The organism is Gorillibacterium sp. CAU 1737 (assembly GCF_039888655.1).
In the GTDB taxonomy this organism is placed as follows: Bacteria; Bacillota; Bacilli; order Paenibacillales; family NBRC-103111; genus Gorillibacterium.
This window is the reverse complement of sequence record NZ_JBDQQO010000005.1, coordinates 35,437-60,762: the sequence shown is the minus strand read 5'-3', so window position 1 is coordinate 60,762 and position 25,326 is coordinate 35,437. Positions and strand designations below refer to the sequence as shown.

Here is a 25,326-nt window from a genome sequence, read left to right as displayed (position 1 = left end):
ATGTGCCTATTCTATTTGTAATTACCACTGTAGAATGTAATAACCTAACGATGTTCTTTACAAGCGGCAGTCTACAGATGCCATCACCAAGCAATAAGGAGTGTGATTTCTATCGAGACCTGTTTTCCCTTAGTAAAAACCAACAGATGTTTGATTTCTGCTTCACACCCCAAACATGCTATTTGAAACGTTACTGTCTAGACAGGAGGAGCAACTGTTTGAACATGTGTTTAACAGGGTTTTCTCTGTTTAACACATGTTCTACAATCATAATATATAGACTAAGAAAACAACTCTACAGCCTTTCAAGTTCAATTAGAATCTCGTCTATATCGTTTAGACATAAGACTTTGGTAGTGTACTTTTTATCAATACCAAGTTGAACAATTCTATTTTTCATCTTACGATCAGTAACAACAATATCAGAGTAAGGAAGGACAGTGCTTATATGATTTACATCCATAGAATCGCCAGACACAACTGGAGTTATACTAGTGACAATCTTAGCTAACAACCTACACCCTATGTCTATATGTGGTATTTCCTTATAACAATCGGATTTAAGAAAGTCTACAAGCCCCTCAGCGCTACCAGATAGTTGCCCCCACATGGCTCCTAGTTCAGTGATAATTGATAGTTGATCAATGTCCTCTGTAGTAATCATCAATCCATTACCTACTTTATCGCTTATTTTATCCATAACCGCTCTGCATGCCTGAATGATACCTGTATATTCCTTTTGAAGCTGCTGTTCATATGTAACTCCTGAAGCAACAAGGATCTGTCTTAATTCATTAAACTGTTCAAGTATAACTTGTTTACGATTGGTCCTTTCTCGTATTTCTTTCTCTGTAACTTCACCATGAACAGATATTATTAACCCATTAAGAGGACCACTGTTCCTATCCCTTACCTCCTCGACTGGATCACTATAGAACGCATCTCTATAGTCTAATATGACTGTATCCTGTTTATTTATATATGCATCCATAAAGGCATATAACTGTTCATCATGAATTGCCTTTCTATACTGGAACTTAATTCCCATTGATAGAAAAGACTGTGTCTTATGCGCTTCGCTATTCAAGCTATTTATTTCTTCATCTTGATCTCCTTCGACATACAATAGCTTTCCTGACCTTGTTTTCTGGTAGATGACATCAATTAACTTCGACACTCTATCTCTTTGCAGATCGTTTAACTCTACGTTCTCTCTATATTTGGTCATATCAATAACTACATTCGTATCGAGCCAAAGAATTGGAATAGGACAGTTTTCCATCTTTATTTTCATTTCAATCAATTACCTCCTTTTAATTTCTTGGACAAATAAGGTTGCAAATAATTCGTTCTCTGTAATGCCGATACCTGTTGAAGCCTTCAACGGCAAGATGTAATACAATTGTATCAAGAAAGTACTACATTAAACTACAGTAATCGTGGATGCAGGATTGCCGCTTGCGGCACGAGGAGCGAAGCGACTGGTTTTGACCTTCAGGGAGCGGAAGCGAAAACCCACCCAACCTCACCAAAAGGGTTTATAGGTAGGTTTTTTTCTTTCTCTAGTTCTTTGGTTTATACTGTATAGTCCCGTGTCAGATTTGACCAAGAATTAAACTTGCCTGAGTGTAAAACGAAGTCAAATTTGACACGAAATTATACTCCTGAGAATAAAACTGTGTCAGATTTGACTCGAAACTATACTTAGTCATTTCATGAAGTGTTATAAGACCTTATATTTGAAACAGCAAATAAGGGTAGTGAAAGACTACCCGTCACTCAGCTATCAGTCATATTGAATACCATCAGAATGGTAGTGCATATTCTTCTTCCTCTTGCGATGGTGTATCATCATCCAACATGGCATTGAAACGATTCTGCGCTTCTTGCTCTGCTTCTCTTGCCATTTTTTTTGCCTTCGCTTCCGCAAATGTTGGCTTGCCAGCATCTTCATCATAGTCAGCCCAAGTAGGGTCATAGGTTGGTAAAGGCTTTCTACTCTTACGTTCATCCTTTTCCTTGATATATGCCTTGCCTTCACGCTCAACATTAGCGTACAGGTCAGGTCTTGCCTTCTTGAACGCATTAAAGCGCTTCTCCAAGTGAAGCCTTGTATCTACATACTCCGTTACCATCCAAATCCAATATTCCTTTTTGCCAAGAAGGTCTTTCTTACCTGTCTTGTAGACATTCGTACCTTCGCATTTTGGGTCTATTCCGTCCAATTGGGCAACCCCTGCTTGAACGTCTATGTTGTGCTGGTGTGCGAATGAATACTGATCGTACTTAGCTTCTTCCTTGCGCTCTTGGCGTTCGTCTTCGCTCACAACGGAATATTGATTGGTTTCACGCTTTACCTTGCCGCTTGCGTCTTTGTACATTGCTCCACGATGCTTGTCTAACAATTTCAATTCATCAAGCTTTTCAAACAACTTAACCGCCGTTACATGGGATATGTCCAATACCTTTTCCCATTCATCCAGCGAAGTACGATATTTGCCTTGATTCTCTTGACCTCTGAAGAAGCGCCATTCAGTGTAGATCATGGCTCTGAAATGCCTAGCGTTACCATTGCAAGCGTCATACATCTCTTGCTTTACCTTCACCCAACCAAGATGATTGTAATTGTCGCTGCCAACACTCTCCATGACGTGCGGACTGTCCAAATCCACCATAGAAATAGTCAGAAGCGTATCGTATTTGAACGATTCTTCATCGAAGGTAATCTTAATCCATCCTCTATCGTGCAAGACCAACAACAAGCGTTTAATCTCATTCCTGTTGTCGCTCTCTTTATTCTTAATCCGTAATTGCTTGCTTAGTGTGACAACCGTTGTTTCAAGGCTGCCCCACGTCCAATAGTTTTGCGACAGTTTGCCCAAAATGAAATAAAGCAAGAAAGCGTCTTCATCTTTCTGCATAATAAATAAGCCTTCATGTGCGTAGGCATTCATCTTCATTGGGAACCCAATATATTTTTCTTTCGTCTCTGACTGTTTGTACATATAAACCACTTCTCCTTGTAATTTAACACTAATGTAATTTAACACTGAAGCTATGAAACCTTATTTACTCGCCAGCGTCATAGTGACGCTGACTGAACTCTACCAACGCTTTATTCATATCTTCTGTTCGCTTGAACTGCCAAAACTTCTGAAATGTCTTTTCATGCAGCCCTGAACAAATGTAGCTAATCCCTCTATCCATGCGAAGAAACTTGAACAGTTTCATTGAGTAGCAATAGAAGTAATCTTTATCGTTAACCATGTATTATCTCTCCTTATGTTCGCTGCTTTAGCCGAATACGGCTGTAATGCCCTTTACGGTAGCGTTTGAAAAGTCCCAAGTGCCATCGGCAACCGTTGCATTTGACGCATCGGAAAACGTCAATCGTGCATTCCCGTTATGTATAAGCGATACATGATCGATGCCGTTATAGATTGTGAAGTAGTTGCCGCCGTTGTAGTGAAGCTGGAGATCGCCGTAAGCACCGCCGATTTGAGCGTAATTCGCAGGATACCCCCGCTGATACACCTTCTGTGCTGCAAGGTTAGTCGTGTCGATGTTCTCTGCCTTAATCTTCCCTGCAATGATTTGATCAGCCGAAATAATTCCTGAATAGATGCCGTTGCCGTCAATGTAAGTCAGCCTTGTAGAATTAGCCATCAGACCGCCAAGCGCTGCCGCTGTCGGCTGATTGGTCACTTGTCCCCAAGACAATGTAGCGTTAGCGCCCATTTGAACATTTACGCCTAGGTTTAGCTGCCGATATTTTTTAAGATTCATTTGAAGTCCTCCATTCGTAAGCGTCTGTCCCCTTTGCGCTGATCACGTGCAAGGTAATCGTGCCGCCTACATCGTCCGTTTGGCTGTTGATGTATTTAAACGTGCCGAACACGCCTTCAATAATGTTGCTAGGGTCGAACTGGCTTCCCATGTATGCGAAGACCTTTTCACGTTCCACACCTCGTACCTTCAGGATTGAATCCCTTGAATCATTTGGTCTGAAGCCATCTGTTACACAAAATTCAAGTGCGCCGCTCTCATTCGTCGTCTTGTCATAATAAGCAATGACCGTTGCCAGCGCTCCGAATCCTGGCATTACTTCAAGGTAATCAGGATAGTCTTCTTCAAAGCGCTCCTGCACCTCGATGCTTGCCTTCTGAACGATCAAGCCCAATTCTTGAATGCATGTCCGCTCGTTCACTTGTGCTGCAACCATTGAACGCAATTGTTCGCAGTAATCCTGAGCGCCGCTGATGAAGATAGAAATATGCTCCGTCAGCTTAGTCATCTTCCTACGGTCATCTCGAACGATAACCCCACCTTTTGAGATTCGTCCGTCACCTGCGATAATTACGAAATTACTTGGATTGTTTAGTGCTACACATAGACTCATTTCGCTTCACTCCTTTCATATGCATCGATAAATTCTTTGTATTTATTGATCTTGTCTTCAGACATTCCGTATCTGCCATTTTCGTAGTGGCTGATTGACCCGATGTGACAACCTAGGTATTCCGCTAACTCTCTAAGTCTTATTCGTTTCTCTAATCTTGTTAATCTGTAATACTCCCTTAAATCTCTCTCCATTTTTGAAAACCCCCAATATATTTTCATAAATCTGCAACGCAAATAAGCGAAAGAGACATTGTCTCCCTCGCTTCTGCGCATTAAGAAGGAATCTCCTAGACAGGAAGGCTCCTTCACCACTAGAACTAGTATAACACAAAAACTTTTTTTGTCAATTATTACCATTTCCCTAAATACTTATTGAGTTTTCTTGATCTAAAAACAGATTCTTAGGTTTCCGATACATAAATTTTATGAAGGCAAGCAATTAGTCATAGCAATATTTTAACCGTGTCTGGATTCCTCTATAATCGGCTTGGAACCCTTCCCCTCGTTGTTATATATACTGACTTTCAAAAGCGTGCAGGAAGGCTAGAAGCGCTCTGAAGGCAATTTCTAACGAGGTCTTCATTACTACAACTGGGAGGGTCGCTATCATTTGCCCTACGTTGAAGCATGTCTTATTTTCAGCCCATTCAACGGGCTATGCAAACGTCCTATTTGCAAGACATCATCCTGTTCCAAGCCCCGTAAATATTTCGAGGTTATTTGCGTATCAAAATGCCCCATCAGCCTACTCAGGCTGTATACGTCAATACCATTCCGTAGCTGCTTCTGAGCAAAATAATGACGGCAATCATGCGGGGAACACCTAACTTCTTTTCTGACACCAGCATTTGTACAGTGTTCTTTCAGAATCTTGTTTATGCGGGAACGAGATAATTTCACAGCGGATTGGTCAAGGAAGTAATAATCCTCCACTTCTTCCAGTAGCTTTTTCTTAAAGCGCTCCCGTTTCAATTCCTCGTACTTCCTCATGTACTTTCGCATGATATTGCTGATATAGACCAAGCGCTGCTTTGAACCTTTGCCATGAATAAGAATATGCCTTCTGACAACATCAACGTTCTTGATGCTGCACAATTCAGAAGCACGAATTCCCGTATCAAAGAGAAAAATAAGAATTAGCTTATCACGAACATTAGAATATGTTTCTTCCTTCAGATCATTAATTATTCGAGACACTTCATCGTCATTGAACGTAACAATGACTTTCTTCTCTTCTTTGAGATTTCGAATCTTGCGTAGAGGATTATCCTGTTCGTTAATGAACTCTTCGTCCACCAAATACTGAAAGAAAACCTTTAAAGTAGCAAGGTTGTTATTGATCGTACTGTTCGATTCGCTGCCGACACTTTGACGATCTTGTATGTACTTTTTGATGTGGAGAGATGTCACATCCTCGACTTCCGTAATGCCCAATCCATTTACAATAAAACTTTCCCATCTGTGTAGTCGAAACATACACAGGTCTACGTACTTCTTTACTCTGCCTTGGATTTCTTGGTTTATCCTGAAATCGTCAATCAGTTCATTGATCTTTGTCATAAAAAATACTCCCTTCAATTTGCTAAACAACGCAAATAAAAGAGAGTAATTTTTTTGCACTATATTGTTGCAGGTGTACGATGGATTTTAATGCATTCAACGCTGGAAACCCTTATGTATAAAGGCTTCCAAGCGATTGATGACATCAAAATTGCCCAGCCTATTCCCACTCGATCGTAGCGGGCGGCTTGGAGGTGATGTCATACACCACGCGGTTGACGTTCTCTACTTCGTTGACGATGCGGACCGAAATCTTCTCCAGCACATCCCACGGGATGCGTGCCCAATCGGCGGTCATGCCGTCGATGGAGGTTACGGCGCGGATGCCGACGGTGTAGGAGTAGGTGCGAGCGTCTCCCATGACGCCAACGCTCTTCATGCCCGGCAGGGCGGTGAAGTACTGCCAGATTTCGCGTTCAAGACCTGCCTTCGCAATCTCTTCGCGCAGGATGGCGTCCGACTCCCGAACGATCTCCAGCTTGTCCTCCGTCACTTCGCCAAGCACGCGGATCGCGAGGCCCGGGCCTGGGAACGGTTGACGCCATACGATGGCATCCGGCAGACCCAGCTCGGAGCCGACCTTGCGGACTTCGTCCTTGAACAATGTCTTGAGCGGCTCGATCAGCTCAAACCGGATGTCCTCCGGCAAGCCGCCGACGTTGTGATGCGACTTGATCGTTTGAGCCGTTGCCGTTCCGCTCTCGACGATATCGGTGTAAAGGGTCCCTTGAGCGAGGAAATCGAAGCTGCCCAGCTTGGCCGACTCCTCGTCGAATGAATAGATGAATTCGTTGCCGATGATCTTCCGCTTCTGTTCCGGGTCGCTAACGCCCGTAAGCTTGCCCAGGAAGCGCTCTTGCGCGTCGACCTTCACCACGTGCATGTCGAATTTTCCGACGAAGGTCTCCATCACCCCGTCTGCCTCGCCCTTGCGCAGCAGACCGTGGTCGATGAACATACACGTCAGCTGATCACCGATTGCCTTGTGGATCAGGCGCGCCACGACGGAGGAATCCACCCCGCCGCTCAAGGCGCAGAGCACCTTGCGGTCTCCGACCTGATTGCGGATTTCGCGAACGGCATCCTCAATGAAGGTCCCCATGTTCCAGTCTCCGGTGCAGCCGCAGATGCGGTACAGGAAGTTGTGGATCAGCTCGTTCCCGTAAACCGAGTGGCGAACCTCCGGGTGGAATTGCACGGCGAAGAAATTCTTGTCCGTGTTGGCCATCCCGGCGATCGGAGCGTGCTCGGTGCTAGCCGTGACGGAGAAGCCCTCCGGCAGCAGCGTAACCTTGTCGCCGTGGCTCATCCAGCATTGTTGCTGCTTGTCCAAGCCTTCGGTCAGGCGGCAAACGTCTGCGAAGTCCACCATGGCCTTGCCATACTCCCGCTTCTCGGCGGGGCTGACTTTACCGCTCAATTGCTCGGCCATCAGCTGCATGCCGTAGCAAATACCGAGAATGGGCAAGCCAAGCTCGTAGACCGCCGGATCCACCTTCGGCGCATTTTCTTCGTATACGCTGGAAGGACCGCCGGAGAAGACGATTCCCTTCGGAGCGAGCTCGCGAATCTTTTCGATGGGGGTATTGAACGGAAGCAGTTCGCTGTACACGCCAAGATCACGGATCCGACGGGCGATCAATTGATTGTACTGACCGCCAAAATCCAGCACGACGACGATTTCATTCGGTTTACTCAAGGTTGGGCCCCGCTTTCTCAAGTTTGCACATGGCTTGAACGCCAAATGCTCTGTCTCAAATTGAGCCTATTATAGTTGACCTCCCTCGACCCGTCAAGGAAGGGGGCCGCCATGTACCGCCGCATCAGAGCCGAGATTCGGGGCTTTTCCCTGCGGCCTGACGCCATCGAAAGAATCGGGGGACGGACGCTTTTCGTTCACGGCTGAGTCGAACCGATCGCCTTGGTGCGCTTCGACGGGGAGGGCCTTCTGCATAGAGTTCGTACTCCGTAAGCTCGAGCAGCTCCGCAAGTGCATCCCCCGGCGGTTCAGGCAAAGTACCCAAGCGGTGAACGTATTCACGGAAGGTCTCCGTTTTGGCTTGCGGGCCGTAGCGGCGGTGAATTCTTTTCCAGGCGTGCAGGAGCTCTCGGGAGGTTCGGACCTCATCCGTTCTATTTGTGAAAAAGGAACGCGGAAGCGGCTCAAGTTTATGAGGCTTGCGCTTGCGGATGGAGCGATAGCAGAACAGAAGTGCAATCCCTACTGCAAAGGCAACTCCGGCGATCATGCGGTTTGTTCGGGCCGCTGCCAGAGTATCCAGCTTTTCTCCCATTCGGTTGGCGAAGAGGTACCCCTCAATAAGCAGCGCCGAAAGGAACTCCGTCACGTGTTCCTTTGCCGTCTCGAAAGCCTTCTGCACCTGGTGCATCCAAGGAAAGCCCGTCCGTTCTGCTGCATCAGCGGATGGAAGTATTCCGCCCGCCCGTGCTGGTGTGGGGTCGACAGGGACCCAGCCGATTCCGGCGTAGTATACTTCCACCCAGGAATGAGCGTCGCTGTTTCGTACCGTTACCTGATAAGGCAGATCTGCCGACTCCGTTTGCCTTCGTTCGCCGGATACGGCTTGTCCGCCAATCGCTAGCGCCGATAAACCCTTGAAGTCCATCGTCCCTGTATCCGATGAATTCGGCTGAACCGCGCTCCACTCACCGGGAGCAAAGCCGCGTACATAACGGGTAGGTATGCCTTCCGCTCGAAGCAGCACGGCAAGCGCTGACGAAAAATAATCGCAATACCCCCTCCGCCCCGGCTCCTCGAACAGAAAATAATCGACGAAATCCGTTCCGTTCGGCGGCGCGGTTGCATCCAAGCTATAGGTGTAGCGGGAAGCCAGATAGTCCTTCATGGCATTGACTTTCTCATAGGCCGTACTCGCCTGGCCGGACACCTCGTGAGCCAACTGCCGCACACGATCGGGGAGGCTGTCCGGCAGTGCCAAATAGGCCTCTCGAATATCCGCCGGAATGCTTCCTGCGCTAACCCTCAGCTGTTCCGGGTCGGTTTCGGGTACTCGAGTCACGGCCCGGTAGCGAAGCGGCCCCGCTCCCTCGACTTGAACGTCCCCGCTCAAGGGGGAGCGCGAGAGCCGGGCAAACGGGTAAGGCTCGCCGCGCTCCCCCTCTATCATTTGGAGCGCGGCCGCTTCTCCGCCGGTAAACAAGGCGCCGCGTGCCGGAACAGCGAGCTCCACATCTTGGACGAGCAACCGCGCTCCAGATTCCTCCTTCGCAAACTCCGGGACGGAGGCATAGCCAGGCGGCTCCGGCGAGTCCCAGCCGCTGCCCGTATAGCGGCTCTTGCTCACGCCGCGCCAAGAGACGGGCTGGGATACCCGCGCCGTAAAGGCGACACTGGTGTCCGGCTCAAGCGGCCCTCCAAGGCGAGAAGCATCCGGGCTGAAGCCCGTTTGAGCCGCGGATGGATCGGAAGCAGAGGAGCCGTGGAGGGCCTCCAGCAGACGGCTCCAGTCGAGAGGCTCGGGAGCCGCTGGCTTCTGGTAGGCGGCGGCGCTCCCTGCTCCGGCGCAGAGAGCGGCAAGAAGCATCGCACAGGCCAGCCAACGGGCCGAACCCGCTTGCGGCAGGTCCGTTCCCTGCTCGTGATGCAGCAGGCCCAGGGTGCTGCGCCGATGCAAGGCGGCGAACAGCAGGCCGATGGCCAGCGTGCGAATCACGCCGGGGGCGGACGGAAGTCCGGCGGCGGCATTCGCGAGCAGCAGGCCGGCCATGACCGCGAGGGCAAGCCAGAGCGGGCGGCTGTATTCCACGAGCCAGAGGATGACTGCCGCAAGCGCCATCCAGCCCAGCAGGAACGCGAAGGTCCGGCTCATGAGCCCGACGTCGCTCCAGCCCCCCGCGCTCGCAAGCTGGATATCAATGAGCAGTTGGCTCCAGAAATCCGAAGCGGCATCGAAGCCCGGGTAAGCTCCGCCATAGAACAGCTCGCCGGCAACGAATAAGCTCGCCGCAAACGCGACAAGGCACCGAAGCAGGAGCGGAAGCGGCAGGGCGGCGGCGAGGAGCGCGAACGCCATCCCGGCGTAAAACCAACCCGGGTCAAACACCTCGCTCATCTCGGTCACCTGGAGCACGATCCCGAGCCCTTCGCGCAGGAGCGCCCAGACAAGCGCGGCATACAACAGCCGCATCCCCAACCCTACGCGAGGATCGGCAGACTCTTCCACGGATTCGGTCAGCTCCGCGCTGCGAAGCTGCCGCTCAAGCACTCGTGCCATGGGAGACCCCGCTTTCCGCTGCCTGCGCGGCTATCGCATAGTACGAGCATCCGATCCTCCGGAAGTCCTCGACTCGTTCGAATCGATCCCCCTCCTGACTTGCTGCTCCTTCCTGAACATCGATCACCGTGACTCGGCACTGGCGCTCACTCCACATCTCGCACCACGCCGCCAGCCTCCGATCCGGGTTAGCCGTGATGAGGGTCAAGGACACGCCTGACGGTACTCCCGCAAGGGGTTTCCCCTGCCTGGAGGAGCGTTCAGCGACCAACTCCCTCTTCTCCATACCAAGCCCTTCCGCTCCCAACTCCTTTGCGCCTTCCCCAATAGGCAGGGAAGAGGGCAGGGATAAAGCGGCGAGCTCAAAGAACGCCTCCTCCAGCCGCCCTGGAGGGTATTCCTTGGAGGTGATGCTCCCCTCCTCCGTGCCTGCTTGGGCCAATCGAGCAAAGCGAAATGTCCTCCCTTGTCCCGAAGCCCGTTTCATCAGCCCGGCCATGACACGAACGGCGAGCTCAAAGCGTTCCGGCTGCCGTCCATCCAGCAGGAGAAACACCGGCCCTCCGTCGTCCGGCTCCCCCTCGGCGGCCATGAGGGTGCCGGTTCGAGCCGTCGCCAACCAGTGGATAACCCGAAGCGGATCACCCGGCCGATACTCTCGAATCGCCCCTGAGCGATAAGTTCCTTCCGGTCCTCTCGTCCCACCTGAATCATTCGGCGACGAGCCGCTTCCCCGATCCGGTTCGGCAATCTCCAGGGGTGCCGGAAACACCGCAAGCTGCTGGGCTACCGGCAAGCGCTTGGTTAAGGTAAGAAGGCCAAAGAGGTCACCGGCGATCAACTCGACGTCCTCATGTTGAAACAGGCCACGCTCCAAATCATCAATCCGGTAGCGAAAGCCGACCCTCTGCCTTCGGCCCGGGTACAAGAGCCGGGAAGAGCGATAGCGAACTTGCCCCGCGGGATCCGTCCATTGGCCGCGCACGACCAGCCAGGCGAGGGGAATCCAGCTATTCAGAGACAGCTCCAGCTTCACCTGGACGGATTCCCCTGCGGTCGCTCGCTCCACAGGCACGATCATTTCGCAGCTTGCCTTCCGCAAGCCCCAAGCCGGAACGAAGAAAGCATAGGACAAAAGCAACCCGATGCTTCCAGCCAAAAACCAAGGGACAAAGCCGCCTCGAACCAGACTAAGCGCAAGGGCAGCCCCTTCAAACAGGGCGAAGGTAACAAACAGCCGGTAACGTCCCATACCCGCCTCCCTCATGAGCGTCCGCCCCGCTTTTGCAACCCCGGGATAGGCGTTCGGTCAACGACCTCACTGACAAGCTCTTCGGAGCGTCTTCCCGCATAGCGGGCTGCCGACGTCAGAACCATCCGATGCGTGAGAACGGGGAGCACCATCTCTTTGACATCATCGGGCAGCAAATAGGATCGGCCGCTCAGGAAGGCATGTGCCTTCGCCGCTCTTAACAGGGCGAGGGAAGCCCGCGGGCTTGCTCCCCACTTCGCGTCCGGATGGCTTCGCGTTGCCTCGGACAGGCGGGCAATGTACTCGCACAGCGCTTCGTCGACATGGATACGGGCTGCCTGCTCTTGCAGAGCCAGAAGCTCCTCGCGAAGAAGGACAGGCCGAAGACGATCAACCGAGGCCATGCCGCTTCCTTGTCGGCCGAGAATGTCCGCTTCTTCCCGGAGAGTCGGGTACCCCAGGCTCACCTGCAGCAGGAAACGATCCAGTTGCGCCTCGGGCAGCGGATATGCCCCCTCTCCTCCCATCGCATTCTGAGTAGCCAAAAGCAGGAAGGGCTCCGGGAGCGCATAGGAGGTTCCATCAGCCGTAACTTGGCGTTCCTCCATGGCTTCGAGCAAGGCAGCTTGTGTCCGTGCCGGGGTTCGATTTAATTCGTCCGCCAGCACCACATGGGCAAACAGCGGTCCTTTGCGAAACGCGAAGTCATGACGCACGGGATGATAAACCGACGCACCGGTTACATCCGCCGGAAGCAGATCGGGCGTGAACTGAATGCGAGAGAAGCTGCAATCCAAGGAGCGAGCCAGCGCTTTGGCGAGAAGCGTCTTTCCTGTGCCGGGAACGTCCTCAATGAGGACATGCCCTCGGGCCAGCATAGCAGCCACACAAAGCTTAACGGTCTTCCGCTTGCCGATGAGCACTCGCTCAACATTGCTCAGGAGCGATTCCACCAGCCGCTCGGGGTCGCTCGGGGTCTCGAAGGGACGGGGACGATTGGAATGGGATAGGATGGACATGGATAACCTCCGCAAGTAGCTTGATAGGATCCAGTTTTCCCATCCCTCTAGCAGCTTACACCTGCAGGGTCAAAAGAATAGAGAATGCCTCATAGAGTTCCGTCAACCCACCACGTTGGAAACCCGATTGGCCACTCTGCTTCCACCATTCCCCCATCCCCCTGCAGCAGATAGCCGGCAATTCGGCCGCCCAAAAGCTCGACCAGCGTGCGCAATGGTACCGTAAGCTCACCATTTGCTCCTTGGTGGATAGGTACGAGGGCCGCCGTCACCGACCCTCGCCCAGGGGAGTCTACCCTCACCTGATGCGAGGAGGGATCAAGGGTGAGACGGGTCAGGCCGATCTGAGCCGTTTCCCCGTGCGATATCCCGGCCTGTCCCCCCATCCGGGAAACAAGATCAGGCAGGGAGACGAAGAAACGGCCCCGGATCAGTTCGTGCTCCCCTGGTTTCAAGGTCCAGGCTTGCCCATTCAGCAGAACGGTAAGAGTTTTGCCTGTCTGTGCAGAAGAGGCAGACGGCTGGGAGTTCCCCGCGCTAACAGGGTTACCCGTCTGTACATTACCGGAACTCGCAGAGTTTCCAGTCTTGCCAGATTGCCGAGAGCCCGTCGAATCGGTTGTTTCGGTCGTCCCTTCATCTGCGGAATCTGCCGATTTTACCGGCGGGGTCGAGGAGTGTCCCGCTGTCCCGTCCTCTCCGTGATCGGTACAATCCCCAGATGTTCCTGCCGGTGAGTCGGCAGTCCGAGCCCCCTCTGTGTCCATTTTCTCTCCACTCACCAGTTGAGGCTTCCCTTCCGATTCGAATTTCATCGCATGGGCACGGGCTTCCTCCAGCAGATAAGCAAACTCCGATTCCCCCATCGTCCGCTCCCACTTCGGCTTGCCCAACCGGAACTGAACGGAAGTGTCTGCCGCATCCAGCCGCTCGAAGCGGTACCCGTTGTCCTTGAAATGCTTAATGATGGCGGGGAGCGCCTTCACCGTCTCTTCGTGGCCGGCTCCGTCATGCATGAGCACCACCATTCGGTTCTTAAGCGGCGCTTTCACCACGGCGTTTAAGATGGCGGATGCCTTCACTCCTCGCTTGGAGGCATCGATGCTGTCGACGTTCCAATCGAAGACGCGATAGCCCGCTTGCTCCAACAAATAGAAGTAGAAGGAATCGAAATTCGTGTAGGACCCGCCTGGGGGACGAAGCAGGGATGTGCGGCTCCCGGTAATCTGGAAGAGCACCTCTTCCGTTCGGGTAATCTGGTCCCAAAACCCTTCAAAAGAGCTGTACAGCTCTCGATAGACGTGATTGTAGCTATGGTTGCCCAACGCGTGGCCTTCCTCCACCACCCTTTTCACAAGCGCCGGACGGGCTTCCGCCAGCTCTCCCAGCGCGAAGAAGGTCGCCTTCACCTGCTCCTGCTTCAAAAGGTCCAGCACGGCGGGGGTCAGCTTGCTCGGTCCATCGTCAAACGTCAAATACACCACTTTCTCCTCAGTTGCTTCTTGAGAAGCGGCTTGCTTGGAGGTGGTGTCGTCTGGCGGGAGTCCCTGTCCGGTTTTGAGAGTTTGATAGAGCTTTGCTCCTTCCGCTGAGTGAGCTTCAGCGAACGATGCTGCCGGATACGCAAGCAGCGTGAGCGCGAGTGTTGCAGCTGCGAGTGCCGATCGAACGGGTTTTCCGAATAAACCGCGCATGTTCTGTCCCTCCGTCGTCCCCGATCGTGCCGGGGCTATCAATTTTGGCAATTGATAGAGTATATGGGAGAGAAACAGTGGTTATGCCAATGCATTTTCTGATGCAGCATTCAGTCAAAAGGCCAACCACTACCGCGGCTTCAGCCATCCCCAGACCTTGTCCATCACCAAGGTCAAGTTGCTGCGTCCCTCTGCATCGGTTCGGTCTGTTCGAAAATAATCCGTATGCCCGCCCCGAATCGCGACAACCGCCGATTGCCTTGGGGCTCCGATGCAGGGTCTTCCCCACCAGGTAATCCCGTCGCCGATTCGTCCCGCCTTGCGGAGCGTCCACACCCGATCCTGCCAATCGTCTGCAATACTGTGGGTTGGAGTGCCGATGTGAATGACCGCTTCCACCGTATAGCCGCGGTCCGTGAGCAGCTTGGCCGTTTTGTACGCCGCCACTCCCCCGCCGCTGTGCCCGATCAGAACGATAGGCCCGCCACCCGCTTCCTCATAGTCCTTGCGAATCTCGCGAAAAGCGCGATGTCCCCCGCGATTGCGGGTATACCGCACATACATGTCGTGGCTCACACGCAGAGCCTGTCTTGCAAGGAAACGGTAAAACTGCTTCAGGGGAACATCATCCATCCAGCCGTAAGGATAGATGTCGCGGACGTGAACCGGAGCGATTCCGACAGAAGCATAGCGGGCCGCAATGTCCTTCATCGCGCCGCCAAACAAGTCTCCCGAGCGCCACGTTCCGATCCCCGACAGAAAGTAGATCGATTTCAAGGGCTCGAGCTCAGGCTCAGGCTGAGCATGGACAGCCGAGTCCGTTTGATCGGCATCCCTCATCGACAGTTCCCTCCTCCTCTGAAAAGACCCCGAACGGAACCCGCCCGCATCTTCCACAAGCCCCGTTCCTTCGGAGTCCATGAAAACGGCCAGCTTGCTACCCCTGCAGGGTACGAACCGCTTCCAGCGCCTCGTCGACATGACCGGCTACCTTGACCTTCCGCCACTCCCGAAGAAGCGTCCCATCCTCTCCAATCAGGAAGGTGGAGCGTTCGATTCCTTCGTATTCGCGTCCGTAGTTCTTTTTCAGCTTCCAGACGCCGTAAGCATTCGCGACCTGCCGTTGCTCGTCCGCCAGAAGGACGAAGGGAAGCCCGTATTTTCCCGCGAATTTCTCGTGCGATTTCACCGGATCGGTGCTGATCCCGATGATGGCGGCATTTACATCCGAGAAGGCCTCATGCTTGTCGCGAAAGTCGCATGCCTCCGTCGTGCAGCCGGGGGTGTTGTCCTTCGGGTAGAAGTACAGTACCACCTTTTTCCCGCGGTAGTCACGTAGCCGAACCGTCTCCCCGTTTGTAGACGGGAGTGCAAAATCCGGTGCTTGCTGTCCGATTTGAAGTTCCATCTTTGTTCCACCTTCCTGTGCCGACAAGGCCGGCCTACTCATTCCTTTTATTGTACCAGACCCAGGAAGGGCAACCAAATCGCTTCGTCTTCCGTTCGACAAAGGTTTCAAGTTGCGACCCGCCCTCTCGTCGCCGTATAATAGAACAAGCACTGCCTTTTGGGACGTGCAAATTCGACATTCGTCTTCATGAACCGGGCATAGGCCCGCATCTGGAAGGAGCATCTTCATGCGATTGCGCAAAACAGCCAAATGGCTGGCGCTCACGTTATCTCTCGTTGTCCTCATATCGGTCGGCTATTACGGATTCACCTTATACAATTCACTGGATGGCTTACACAAGAACGGAGCGATCAGCTCCATATTTGACGATAAGAAAACCGACAACCTGGGCTACCAGGAGCCGGCATCCACCTATGTTCCCCCGGAGTGGACCGGCAAGGATCGCGTCAACATTCTGCTGCTCGGCGGAGACTCGCGCGGCAAGACGAACGGCGAAATCCCGCGGTCCGACTCCATCATGATCGCTTCCATCGATCCCGTTACGAAAAAGGCTGCCCTCTTCTCGATCTTGCGTGACACCTATGTAAAGATTCCCGATCACGGGATGGATCGCATCAATGCTGCACTCGCTTACGGCGGGCCCAACCTGGCGGTGGAGACGGTGAGTGATTTCACCGGACTTCAAATTCAATACTACGTCTATACGGATTTTCAAGGCTTCATGTCTCTCGTGGACGCAATCGGCGGGATCGACATCGACGTCGAGAAGGACATGGACTATGTCGATGCATGGGATGGACATGAATTCGACATCCACCTGAAAAAGGGCTTCCAGCACCTCGACGGCAAAACGGCGCTGCAATACGTCCGCTTTCGCCATGACGCCACCTCCGACTTTACCCGGACGGAGCGCCAGCGCAAGTTCATGACGGCTGTTGCTCAGAAGATGCAAAGCACCACCAACCTGCTCAAGCTGCCGAAGATTGTCTCGGCCATGGACCCCTACATCGAGACCAACCTGTCTGTAAACGATATGCTGCGGCTTGGCACGCTGGGGTACAAAATCATGGCAGGCACCATTGCCAGCCAGCAGTTGCCGCCCGGCAACCTTGTACAAGAGCTGCGGGTAGGCGGCGCGCAGGTCGTCGGAACAGACGCCGATGCCGTCAAAGCCTTCATCACCGATTTTCTCGAGCAGCAGCTCGCCACACCGGAGCCGTCTTCGGACACGTCGGGTTCCCCCTCGCCGTCCCCAAGCGGAACGAGCCCCGGAGCCTGATCCTTCGCTCCCAAGCTTAGTTGCATAGAGTTAACCCTGCAAGTCTTCGCCGGCCATGAAGCGCCACATGCGAAGACTTGCTTATGTTCCATGAGCGGGAAGCTTCTGTCCCCCGCTAACGAGGGATGAGTTCGAATTCACCCCCTTATGTTTCCCTTCATGTCTTCCACTCGTTTCTCTCACCATTCTCCCTAAGGAGTGTCCCTTTCCATGATTCGTACCCGATCCGAACAGCTCTACCAAGAAGCGCTCACCCATATCGTTGGCGGGGTAAACAGCCCGTCCCGTTCCTTCAAGGCGGTTGGCGGAGGCGCGCCTGTTTTCATGAAGCGAGGCCAAGGCGCCCATTTCTGGGATGAAGACGGCAACCGCTACATCGATTACCTGTGCGCGTACGGGCCGATCATCCTCGGCCACGCTCATCCGCATGTCACGGAAGCGATCACCCGCGCCGCTCAAACAGGCGTGCTGTACGGAACCCCGACCGAGCTGGAGATTCAGCTCGCACGGATGCTCAAAACCACCATTCCCTCGATGGACAAGGTGCGCTTTGTTAACTCGGGAACCGAAGCGGTCATGACCGTCATCCGGGTCGCACGCGCCTTCACCGGACGGAGCAAGATCATCAAGTTCGCCGGCTGCTACCACGGCCATTCGGACCTCGTGCTTGTCGCGGCCGGTTCCGGCCCGTCCACGCTCGGGACGCCGGACAGCGCCGGGGTGCCCCAAAGCATCGCCGGCGAAGTCATCACCGTTCCATTCAACGACCTGGATGCTCTCTCTGCGGCGTTGGAACGGTGGGGCGCCGAGACGGCGGCCGTCATGGTCGAGCCCATCGTCGGCAACTTCGGCATGGTCATGCCGAAGCCGGGCTTCCTCGAAGGGCTCGGCAAGCTGGCGCGGCAGCACGGGGCCCTCGTCATCTATGACGAGGTCATCACCGCGTTCCGCTTCCATTACGGCTCCGCGCAGACGTACGAAGGGCTCGTGCCCGAGCCGCTTCGCGCCGCGAGCCTGGACGGCCCTGCGGCCGGGAGCCTGACCGCCGAAGCGGAAGCAGCAGCCCGGGCCGCGTTCTTCCGCGCCATCGAGCCGGACTTGACGGCTCTTGGCAAGGTGATCGGCGGCGGCCTGCCTATCGGCGCCTACGGCGGCCGCCGCGAGGTGATGGAGCAGGTTGCCCCGCTCGGTCCGGCCTATCAGGCCGGGACGATGGCCGGCAACCCGGCTTCGATCGCGAGCGGCATCGCCTGCCTGGAGGCGCTCGCCGAGCCGGGCGTCTACGCGCAGATGGACAAGCTGGCCATCCGCTTGACGGAGGGCATCGCCGAATCGGCGAGCAGGCACGATATTCCGCTCACGGTGAACCGGATTCGCGGGTCCTTCTCGACCCACTTCTGCGCTCACCCCGTCACGAATTACGACGAGGCCAAGGACACGGACGGCGAAGCGTTCGCCCAGTTCTTCCGCCTGATGCTCGACAAGGGCATCTGCCTCGCCCCCTCGAAATACGAGGCGTGGTTCCTGACGACGGCGCATACCGACGCCGACATCACCTACACGCTGGAGGCGGCAGAAGCCTCCTTCGCTCATATGGCGGAGCAGCGCAAATAAGTGTTTGTGGCTCAGTCCGCCCTTATCGGGGCGTGGCTGGTTTTCTCGAAGAGGCTCGCTCGGCCATATCCCGAATAGGATTCCGAGCAGCCGTTACGTTTCTCGTCATGATCTGCCTAAAAAAGCAGCCCGGATTCTCGTCCGCGGCTGCTTTCTATTCAATTGGAAAAGGCCGCCCCTGGGACGACCTCTGACAAACTCACATTACTTTATCGACGATTGTAATCTTAAAACGATGAAAGCCCTGCCTCTCTTCCATCCTTGCGGCTCCGATGACCGCGCCAGTGTGAATTAAGCTGTTCGTATCTGTCCGGGAATCGTTTCGTCCGGTGGGAATGAAATCCTAAGGGAAAGGAACGGTGCGTAGCGGGGAAAAGATTCGGTGAACAGTCAAGTAAAGGGGTTATTGAGTTTGGTACAAGAACATATTCTACCTCATTCTAAGAAAAATGTCAACCATTCACTTTCATAAGCCTGCGGTGACCGGTCTAAAACCTACTTCGTTCCGGCTCTCTCTCCTCCATGGTGCTCCGTTAGGCAGTAGAAGTCCAGAACTCCAGAATTGCAGAACTCCGATGTAAACTACTCTGAAGCTCCCCCCTTGAACAGCCTCTAATCCGCCCTCCTATGCTTCGCTAACCAGCCACGGCACGACATACTCTCGGAAGAGATCGACCGGCTGATGCCGCTTTCGCTTGAAGCGATCGGCGGTTAGGACGACTACGGTCTCCATGGCCGGGATCACGATCACATATTGGCCCCCGAACCCAAGGGCATAATAATAGTGGATCGCTTCGCCCTCGCTGCCCGGAGAAGATGACACCCACCAATGCCAGCCATACTGGCCGTTATGCGGCCCGGTGGCAGGAATCGAGGGACTGGTCGCTTCCTTGACGGTGCTGGCTTTTATCACCTGACGGCCCTTCCAGCTCCCCTGCTGCAGATGAAGCAGCCCAAACTTGAGCAGGTCCACAGGCTTCAGCCGTAACCCGAAGCCCCCGGTATGGACTCCTTGCGGGTCTCTCTCCCACTCGTAGCTGTCGATTCCCATCGGTCCGAACAGCTCCGATTCTGCAAACTCAGCCACAGATCGGCCTGCCGCCTTCCGCAAAGCCGCGGCCAGCAGCTGAGAGCAGCCGGAGTTGTATTCCATTCGCTCGCCAGGTTCATGAGCGAGCGGTCGTGACAAGACAAAATCCACCCAATTCGGAGTGCGAATCATCGTTGGAAAAGACTGCTGTCCGCCGAATTCGGTCCAGTCCAGCCCGGACGACATGGTCAGTAGATGGCGCAGGGTCATGGCCCTTTTTCGCAGGTCCTCATCCTGTCCCATTTCGGGGAAGAATTCCGAGACGAGTGCCTCCGGTCCAGGCATAACCCCCTGGTCCATGGCGATGCCGATCAAGGCAGACAATACGCTCTTGGTACAGGAGTTGATTTTGCCAACCTCATGGGCCAGTCGGGGTTCCCGGTATTTTTCCACGAGCAATTCTCCCCGGACCGAGACGAGACAAGCCGCAATCTGCTGCTCCTCCAACCCTGTCCACAAGCGTTCCCTAAGGCTTTCGGCCATACGTTCTCCTCCTGCTGTCTCCTGCTCCATCGAGTTTAGCAGGTTGGGGTGAGCGGATCAAACGCGGAGGTCAGACGCTCCTTCGGTTATAACGATTCTTTCCCGAGTTATAACGGTTCTTTCCCTTTCGCCGGAGCACCCTCCCCTTCTATACTGAAAAGGAAACAAACATGTTTTGTAAGCGGACGGACTTCTGCTGAACCCTCCGCAGGAAGAGAGGATGATGAGAATGTCCGATTCCATATATACCTTAACCGAGCGCATTCCGACAGTCGATGAATACGGATTCCACGATCACGCACCCGAAATGAACAGCATGTTCACCGTTATTTGTGAAGAGTAACGAACCGCATGAAACCAATCCATTATTAGGAGGAATTCTTCCTTACATGAATGATTTGTTTGAATCTCTTGTCCCTTGGGGCTGGACTGCCAAGTGGGCCGAAGCCTTTCAGGCTGCAGCAGAACCGGGCATGACGCCAGGCCGCGTCATTGCTGAACACAAGCAGCTCTACACCGTGCAAACCATCCACGGCGAATTGCTGGCCGAAGTAACGGGTAAGTTCCGCTTTGCCGCTACCGGCCGGGAGCATTACCCCGCCGTCGGCGATTGGGTTGTCTTGACGGCCCGTCCCGATGATGGACGCGGAACCATCCATGCCATCCTACCGCGCAAGAGCAAGTTTTCCCGCAAACAGGCCGGTGCGGTCTCCGACGAACAGATTGCGGCGGTCAATGTCGACACCGTATTCCTGGTCGCTGCCCTCAATTACGACTTTAACCTCCGCAGGCTGGAGCGATACCTGATCGCTGCATGGGAGAGCGGGGCTCAGCCGGTCATCGTGCTCAGCAAGGCCGATCTATGCGACGATCCCGCCCTCTATGCGGCCGAAACGGAAGGGATTGCACCGGGCGTTCCCGTTCATGCCGTGAGCGTCGTAACGGGCCAAGGCATGGAAGAGCTGCGCGCCTACCTTCTCCCCGGCCATACGTTGACCCTGCTCGGCTCCTCAGGTGCGGGCAAGTCCTCGCTCACCAACTACCTGGCCGGCAAAGAAATCATGGCCACGCAAGGCATCCGCGAGGACGATTCGCGCGGTCGTCACACGACAACCCATCGCGAGCTCATTCCATTAGAAGGCGATGCCATGATTATCGACACGCCAGGCATGCGTGAGCTTCAACTCGTATCGGCGGATGAAGGGTTTGGAGAGGCGTTCTCCGATATTGAGGAATTGGCCGACTCCTGCCGCTTCGGCGATTGCACCCACCGCAAGGAGCCCGGCTGTGCCGTCCGAGCAGCCCTGCAAGGGGGAACGCTGGAGCAAGCGCGCTATGACAGCTATCGCAAGCTGGAGGCGGAGCTCGCCTTTATTACCCGTCGCGAGCAGCAGCGTCAGCGCATGCTGGAAAAAGGCAGCCGCAAGCAAACAGGGACTTCCCGCATGCAAGTGCGAGACGCACAGCAGGATGACTAATCGGGCATACGCTCCAATCAAGCAGCCGGCTTCCGCCATGGAAGTCGGCTGCTCTTTGTCTGGGAGCTAAAACTGCCCGAACTGCGGCTCTTCTTAAAACGACGTGCCCCTTCTCTCAGATAGTGGTAACTTCCTTTGCGATGCCAACGTCTTATTCGTAGCGATCTTACGCGAGGTGACCCATGAAAAAGTTTTGGCTCGGCCTGCTCTGCGGCGCCTTATTGGCCGGTACGTCTGTCGCAGTTGTCATCTCTCTTCAAGCCCGGCAAGTGAACGTCTCCTTTCTCGTCAACGGCAAAGAAATCAAGCTGGAGAAGCCCGACAAAGTGCTGGAGGTGGACGGTCGTCTCTATGCTCCGGTTCGTTTTCTCGCAGAGAGCTTGGGCGGGACGTCCAGCTTTGAAGAGGAGAGCCGCAAGCTCATTCTTCAACATGGCCCTCTTTCGATCACCGATCCGAATGTCCCGAGCGTGTCCGTCGGCAATCTGGTTTTAACCCGATCCGGTAACCGGACGGAAATCATCGGCCAGCTTCAATACAGCGGCATCGGCAATACGGTGAAAAGCTTGGAGGGCAGCCTGACCTTCTATGATGCGGCAAACCAGAAGCTCGGAAGCGCCCTCGTAACAGGGACCTTTGGAGTGGAAACCCGGATTTTTACCACGTCAGCACCAGAAGATCTGCGTGCTTACGATACGATGATTCTAAATGTGCAAGCCGAGGATGGAAAATCGATTGCACCTGCTCCCACCTTCCTGTACGAAAATTGGGAAAATGGTTTCTCCCTCGCTCTTCCCGAGTTTTGGAGAGACAAATTCACTGTAATCCCCTCTATAGATTCTGATCATCAGGTCACCTCTCTCACGTTCGTGGATAACGCCAATGTAGAAACTGGGGGCGTTCTGTTCACCATCAACCTCTACCCGAAGAAGGTTTGGGAAGAATCGGGCAAGACCCTCTTGGAACAGGTCCCCTCCTGGCAAATGGGAGAAGCCAAGGGCCGGGTATATGCCATGGCAGCCGCCTCCGACGTCCAATACAACCTCCAGAACGAGGCGTTGGCCCAGGAGTATGAGGCGATGAGACGCTCCATGGAGCGCATTCGGATTTCCTTCTCAGCCCTTCGCTAGCCTGGAAACCGTCTTCATCAGGATGTCTGCCAAGCCGAACAAAAACACAAAGAGAGCGTCCCCAAGTCATCTGTGATGACCTAGGGACGCCCTCTTCTTATAGTCGCAACATAGAGATTACGCCGTAGGAATCGAACGACGAATTTCGTTCCACTTGCGTCCGTAGATGACAAGGTCGGTTACGACACCGGCAATCGTCAGCATCAGGAACGGCATCATGCCAAGCGTATAGCGGGTTTCCGGAATGAACAGCAGTTGAATGCCGAGGAACAGGAAGAAGTGAACGGCCAGGAAGCGGTACGGCCGACGAATGAACGGCATGATGGCCGTAAGCGACATTCCCCAGTAGACGAGGAACTTGTGCATCATCCGCAGGACATTCTCCCACGGCTTATAGTCCAGGTAAACGAAATAGTGAGCGGCGTAGATCCCGCGCAGGAACATCGCCTTCGTCTTCCCGGTGGTGTACCAGCGAATCCACGTATACGGATCTTCTTTCAGGCCTGCCTTAATCCGCTCCAGCCCGAGCTCGGTCTGGTGATCGTAATCGATGTCGTTCCACGGAATCGACTTCTTAAAGTAAGGCTCAGTGCCCGCAAGGAACGGGTTGCCGGAGCCTTGGGACAGCAGGATGAACTTGTCCATCGTAATCAGGTTGCGGATCCACCACGGCAGCATCATGACGGCGAAAGCGCCGGCTCCGATCAGGATCTGCTTCAGGAACAGCTTCTTGTGCTTCGCCCACAGGAACAGATACGGCACAACGGTGATCACGATGGTGTTCGGCCGAACGAGCGTAGCCGCTGCTGCGAGCGCCCCTGCAATGATATGATCAGAGATCCGATTGTCCTGAATGATGCGAATCTGGTAGTAGGCTGCCGCCATGAAGAGGAGCAGGAATAGATTCTCCGTCAAAATAAGGCCGGAGACAAAGAGATAAGGCCCGTAGACCGTCGCCATCGCGGCGGCGATCAGCCCCGCCCAGCGGTTGAACAGGCGGCTGCCAATCAGGTAGAGGAAGAAGATCATCCCTACGCCGAAGAAGCTGTTAAACACACGAATGATCGTAAGCGTATGGTCCATGTCCGAATAGCCGAACACTTTGAATATCCCAACGAGGAAAAGCGGCCAGCCCGGGGGCACCTTGGCGTTCGGCGTCTCCGTTTTGTATCCGTATACGCCGTCTTCGATAATCTGAGCGGCCATGACAGTGTAATAGTATTGGTCGTTCTTGATTTCGGGAAACTTGTAGTTGGTCACATAATCGAGCCGCATGAAGAGCGCCACTGCCAGGATGACGACAATCAGATACTTCGCTGCGGGTTTGAGTCGGTTGCCTAATGCTGCCACAGGTTTTGGTCAGCCCCTTTTCGACGAGTAATGGAGAAACAAAGAAGTCCGTAATGAAACAAACTCAGGTTGATTTTATCATTGAGAAACCGTCAACTCAATGAGGTTCTGCTTTTTCTCATGCACGATCCCCACTTTTGCAGCGGTACAGAACTCCCGCAGAGGCACCAGCAGCTCCTTCTCCTTCTCCTCCGGCACCAGGCCGGACAGCGGAAGCGGGTTCCCGTTAACATTCAGAACGCCCTTCGTCTCGGCATTCTCCAGCGTCTCCGCTCTCTTCTTCATCCGGGAGATGAGCACCTCGGGCTTTTCCCCTGCCTTGGAGCCATTCATTCGATAGCCGATCCGGTCGACCCTCGTATCGATCCCTTCCATCGTCGTAAACATGATTTCAATGCCGAGGGACTTGGCTACGTCAAGCGTGGTCAGGCTGTATTTGCCGTAAGGGAAGCAGAGAATGTTCCGCTTATTGCCCAGCTCGGCATTCAATCGCTCGTTGGCCTTGGCCAGATCGTTCTGAATGCGAGTGCGGTATTCCTCTTGTGTTTCCATACGCTTTTCATTCTTGAGGTACTTGGCGTGCATGAGAGCAGGCTTTTGCGAATCCTTCTCGTCAACGGGGATCGTAATGTGCTGATCGTACGTGTGGCTGTAGAAGCTCATTCCGTCGCGGTTCATTTCCTTGATCTGGTCCCACTTCAGCTTGGGCGAGCCCGGACGCGAGGGATCGTCGACTCCTGATACGATCAGGAAGACCGTTGCCGGATAGCCAAACTCCTTGAGCATCGGATAGGCATAGGTATAAAAGGTTTCGTACCCGTCATCAAAGGTGAGCAGAACGGCGTTGTCCGGAACCTTTCCGTTGTTCAGAAGAAAGTCCGCGTATTGATCCATCGAAATGACATGGAACCCCTCGGAGCGCAGCAGCTCTAACTGTTTGCGAAAATCAGCAACGGTAATGGAAGAACGCCCCGGTTGATCCTTGGGCGATATATCATGGTACATGAGTGTTTGGACACGGTTGGAGTAGTACACCTTCGGTCCTTTGGCTTCCGGCTCAGCCGGAACCGGTGTCCAGGTGACCTCCATGCCGAGCTGTTCCTTCAGGAAGGAAGCGGGAACGTAAAGCTCTCCCTCCTTCAGCTCGACCTCCGGCGCCGGAACCGCTTTGCCATTCACCTGGAAAGCAGTCGGCTTGGATTGCGATCGCCCGCAGCCGCCCAGCGTAAGAGCAGCTGAGAGTAGGATGAGGAGCGACAGAACCGACAGGCGCGACCATTTGCGATAAATAAACATCCAGATCCTCCCT

At 54.0% G+C, this 25,326-nt stretch carries 20 protein-coding genes; 4 read left to right on the top strand and 16 right to left on the bottom strand.

Annotation, left to right across the window (positions count from 1 at the left end):
- Positions 1-295: 295 nt before the first annotated feature.
- The 13 genes from AAFN83_RS11955 to bcp all read right to left on the bottom strand — a co-directional run bounded on the left by AAFN83_RS11955 (position 296) and on the right by bcp (position 15,590).
- On the bottom strand, positions 296-1,294 hold the full coding sequence (locus AAFN83_RS11955; RefSeq protein ID WP_347769583.1) for a hypothetical protein: 999 nt from the start codon (positions 1,292-1,294) through the stop codon (positions 296-298).
- Between the two features lie 511 nt (positions 1,295-1,805).
- Positions 1,806-3,005 (bottom strand): hypothetical protein, encoded by a 1,200-nt coding sequence (locus tag AAFN83_RS11950; protein ID WP_347769581.1) that lies wholly within the window; start codon positions 3,003-3,005, stop codon positions 1,806-1,808.
- Positions 3,006-3,069: 64 nt separating this feature from the next.
- A complete protein-coding gene (locus AAFN83_RS11945) occupies positions 3,070-3,267 on the bottom strand; it encodes a hypothetical protein (RefSeq protein ID WP_347769579.1) in 198 nt (65 codons plus the stop codon).
- Between the two features lie 27 nt (positions 3,268-3,294).
- The gene (locus AAFN83_RS11940) at positions 3,295-3,786 is read right to left on the bottom strand and encodes a hypothetical protein (RefSeq protein ID WP_347769577.1); all 492 of its coding nucleotides are present in this window, start codon (positions 3,784-3,786) and stop codon (positions 3,295-3,297) included.
- The gene (locus tag AAFN83_RS11935; protein ID WP_347769575.1) at positions 3,776-4,399 is read right to left on the bottom strand and encodes an Ntn hydrolase family protein; all 624 of its coding nucleotides are present in this window, start codon (positions 4,397-4,399) and stop codon (positions 3,776-3,778) included. The genes AAFN83_RS11940 and AAFN83_RS11935 overlap by 11 nt, the downstream gene beginning before the upstream one ends.
- A gap of 617 nt (positions 4,400-5,016) precedes the next feature.
- Positions 5,017-5,961, bottom strand: coding sequence for a tyrosine-type recombinase/integrase (locus tag AAFN83_RS11930; protein ID WP_347769573.1), 945 nt, complete (start codon positions 5,959-5,961; stop codon positions 5,017-5,019).
- A gap of 160 nt (positions 5,962-6,121) precedes the next feature.
- Positions 6,122-7,660 (bottom strand): glutamine-hydrolyzing GMP synthase, encoded by a 1,539-nt coding sequence (gene guaA / locus AAFN83_RS11925; protein WP_347769571.1) that lies wholly within the window; start codon positions 7,658-7,660, stop codon positions 6,122-6,124.
- A 124-nt stretch (positions 7,661-7,784) separates the two neighbouring features.
- The gene (locus tag AAFN83_RS11920) at positions 7,785-10,217 is read right to left on the bottom strand and encodes a transglutaminase-like domain-containing protein (protein ID WP_347769569.1); all 2,433 of its coding nucleotides are present in this window, start codon (positions 10,215-10,217) and stop codon (positions 7,785-7,787) included.
- Positions 10,201-11,469: a DUF58 domain-containing protein gene (locus AAFN83_RS11915; protein ID WP_347769567.1), complete on the bottom strand. Its 1,269-nt coding sequence runs from the start codon at positions 11,467-11,469 to the stop codon at positions 10,201-10,203. The genes AAFN83_RS11920 and AAFN83_RS11915 overlap by 17 nt, the downstream gene beginning before the upstream one ends.
- Before the next feature lie 11 nt (positions 11,470-11,480).
- Entirely contained in the window at positions 11,481-12,488 is a 1,008-nt protein-coding gene (locus AAFN83_RS11910; RefSeq protein WP_347769565.1) for an AAA family ATPase, read from the bottom strand.
- Positions 12,489-12,577: 89 nt separating this feature from the next.
- On the bottom strand, positions 12,578-14,182 hold the full coding sequence (locus AAFN83_RS11905; RefSeq protein ID WP_347769563.1) for a polysaccharide deacetylase family protein: 1,605 nt from the start codon (positions 14,180-14,182) through the stop codon (positions 12,578-12,580).
- 129 nt (positions 14,183-14,311) lie between these two features.
- Entirely contained in the window at positions 14,312-15,022 is a 711-nt protein-coding gene (locus tag AAFN83_RS11900; RefSeq protein WP_347769561.1) for a thioesterase domain-containing protein, read from the bottom strand.
- A 97-nt stretch (positions 15,023-15,119) separates the two neighbouring features.
- Positions 15,120-15,590, bottom strand: a complete 471-nt coding sequence (gene bcp, locus AAFN83_RS11895; protein WP_347769559.1) for a thioredoxin-dependent thiol peroxidase — start codon at positions 15,588-15,590, stop codon at positions 15,120-15,122.
- A 235-nt stretch (positions 15,591-15,825) separates the two neighbouring features.
- Between bcp and AAFN83_RS11890 the strand changes: the two genes are divergently transcribed.
- Together AAFN83_RS11890 and AAFN83_RS11885 are read left to right on the top strand one after the other, a co-directional pair.
- Positions 15,826-16,872 carry an LCP family protein gene (locus tag AAFN83_RS11890; RefSeq protein ID WP_347770210.1) on the top strand — a complete coding sequence of 349 codons (1,047 nt, stop codon included), beginning with the start codon at positions 15,826-15,828 and terminating at the stop codon, positions 16,870-16,872.
- 210 nt (positions 16,873-17,082) lie between these two features.
- A complete protein-coding gene (locus AAFN83_RS11885) occupies positions 17,083-18,486 on the top strand; it encodes an aspartate aminotransferase family protein (protein WP_347769557.1) in 1,404 nt (467 codons plus the stop codon).
- A 625-nt stretch (positions 18,487-19,111) separates the two neighbouring features.
- Here the strand turns inward: AAFN83_RS11885 and AAFN83_RS11880 are convergent.
- Positions 19,112-20,059 (bottom strand): serine hydrolase domain-containing protein, encoded by a 948-nt coding sequence (locus AAFN83_RS11880; protein ID WP_347769555.1) that lies wholly within the window; start codon positions 20,057-20,059, stop codon positions 19,112-19,114.
- Positions 20,060-20,448: 389 nt separating this feature from the next.
- On the opposite strand from AAFN83_RS11880, the gene rsgA reads away from it, so the two are divergent.
- Both rsgA and AAFN83_RS11870 read left to right on the top strand, forming a co-directional pair.
- Complete coding sequence (gene rsgA / locus AAFN83_RS11875; protein ID WP_481810505.1) at positions 20,449-21,537, top strand: ribosome small subunit-dependent GTPase A; 1,089 nt, start codon at positions 20,449-20,451, stop codon at positions 21,535-21,537.
- Between the two features lie 182 nt (positions 21,538-21,719).
- Positions 21,720-22,667 (top strand): stalk domain-containing protein, encoded by a 948-nt coding sequence (locus AAFN83_RS11870; RefSeq protein ID WP_347769553.1) that lies wholly within the window; start codon positions 21,720-21,722, stop codon positions 22,665-22,667.
- Positions 22,668-22,784: 117 nt separating this feature from the next.
- Here the strand turns inward: AAFN83_RS11870 and AAFN83_RS11865 are convergent, their stop codons facing one another.
- Both AAFN83_RS11865 and AAFN83_RS11860 read right to left on the bottom strand, forming a co-directional pair.
- A complete protein-coding gene (locus AAFN83_RS11865; RefSeq protein WP_347769551.1) occupies positions 22,785-24,017 on the bottom strand; it encodes an ArnT family glycosyltransferase in 1,233 nt (410 codons plus the stop codon).
- Between the two features lie 78 nt (positions 24,018-24,095).
- Positions 24,096-25,313: a polysaccharide deacetylase family protein gene (locus AAFN83_RS11860; RefSeq protein ID WP_347769549.1), complete on the bottom strand. Its 1,218-nt coding sequence runs from the start codon at positions 25,311-25,313 to the stop codon at positions 24,096-24,098.
- Positions 25,314-25,326: the final 13 nt, after the last annotated feature.

What these genes read in the sequence shown, in the direction of transcription:
- AAFN83_RS11955 (WP_347769583.1), bottom strand. Translation starts at nt 1,294, where the DNA reads ATGAAAATAAAGATGGAAAACTGTCCTATTCCAATTCTTTGGCTCGAT.
- AAFN83_RS11950 (WP_347769581.1), bottom strand. Translation starts at nt 3,005, where the DNA reads ATGTACAAACAGTCAGAGACGAAAGAAAAATATATTGGGTTCCCAATG.
- AAFN83_RS11945 (WP_347769579.1), bottom strand. Translation starts at nt 3,267, where the DNA reads ATGGTTAACGATAAAGATTACTTCTATTGCTACTCAATGAAACTGTTC.
- AAFN83_RS11940 (WP_347769577.1), bottom strand. Translation starts at nt 3,786, where the DNA reads ATGAATCTTAAAAAATATCGGCAGCTAAACCTAGGCGTAAATGTTCAA.
- AAFN83_RS11935 (WP_347769575.1), bottom strand. Translation starts at nt 4,399, where the DNA reads ATGAGTCTATGTGTAGCACTAAACAATCCAAGTAATTTCGTAATTATC.
- AAFN83_RS11930 (WP_347769573.1), bottom strand. Translation starts at nt 5,961, where the DNA reads ATGACAAAGATCAATGAACTGATTGACGATTTCAGGATAAACCAAGAA.
- AAFN83_RS11920 (WP_347769569.1), bottom strand. Translation starts at nt 10,217, where the DNA reads ATGGCACGAGTGCTTGAGCGGCAGCTTCGCAGCGCGGAGCTGACCGAA.
- AAFN83_RS11915 (WP_347769567.1), bottom strand. Translation starts at nt 11,469, where the DNA reads ATGGGACGTTACCGGCTGTTTGTTACCTTCGCCCTGTTTGAAGGGGCT.
- AAFN83_RS11910 (WP_347769565.1), bottom strand. Translation starts at nt 12,488, where the DNA reads ATGTCCATCCTATCCCATTCCAATCGTCCCCGTCCCTTCGAGACCCCG.
- AAFN83_RS11905 (WP_347769563.1), bottom strand. Translation starts at nt 14,182, where the DNA reads ATGCGCGGTTTATTCGGAAAACCCGTTCGATCGGCACTCGCAGCTGCA.
- AAFN83_RS11900 (WP_347769561.1), bottom strand. Translation starts at nt 15,022, where the DNA reads ATGAGGGATGCCGATCAAACGGACTCGGCTGTCCATGCTCAGCCTGAG.
- bcp (WP_347769559.1), bottom strand. Translation starts at nt 15,590, where the DNA reads ATGGAACTTCAAATCGGACAGCAAGCACCGGATTTTGCACTCCCGTCT.
- AAFN83_RS11885 (WP_347769557.1), top strand. Translation starts at nt 17,083, where the DNA reads ATGATTCGTACCCGATCCGAACAGCTCTACCAAGAAGCGCTCACCCAT.
- AAFN83_RS11880 (WP_347769555.1), bottom strand. Translation starts at nt 20,059, where the DNA reads ATGGCCGAAAGCCTTAGGGAACGCTTGTGGACAGGGTTGGAGGAGCAG.
- rsgA (WP_481810505.1), top strand. Translation starts at nt 20,449, where the DNA reads ATGAATGATTTGTTTGAATCTCTTGTCCCTTGGGGCTGGACTGCCAAG.
- AAFN83_RS11870 (WP_347769553.1), top strand. Translation starts at nt 21,720, where the DNA reads ATGAAAAAGTTTTGGCTCGGCCTGCTCTGCGGCGCCTTATTGGCCGGT.
- AAFN83_RS11860 (WP_347769549.1), bottom strand. Translation starts at nt 25,313, where the DNA reads ATGTTTATTTATCGCAAATGGTCGCGCCTGTCGGTTCTGTCGCTCCTC.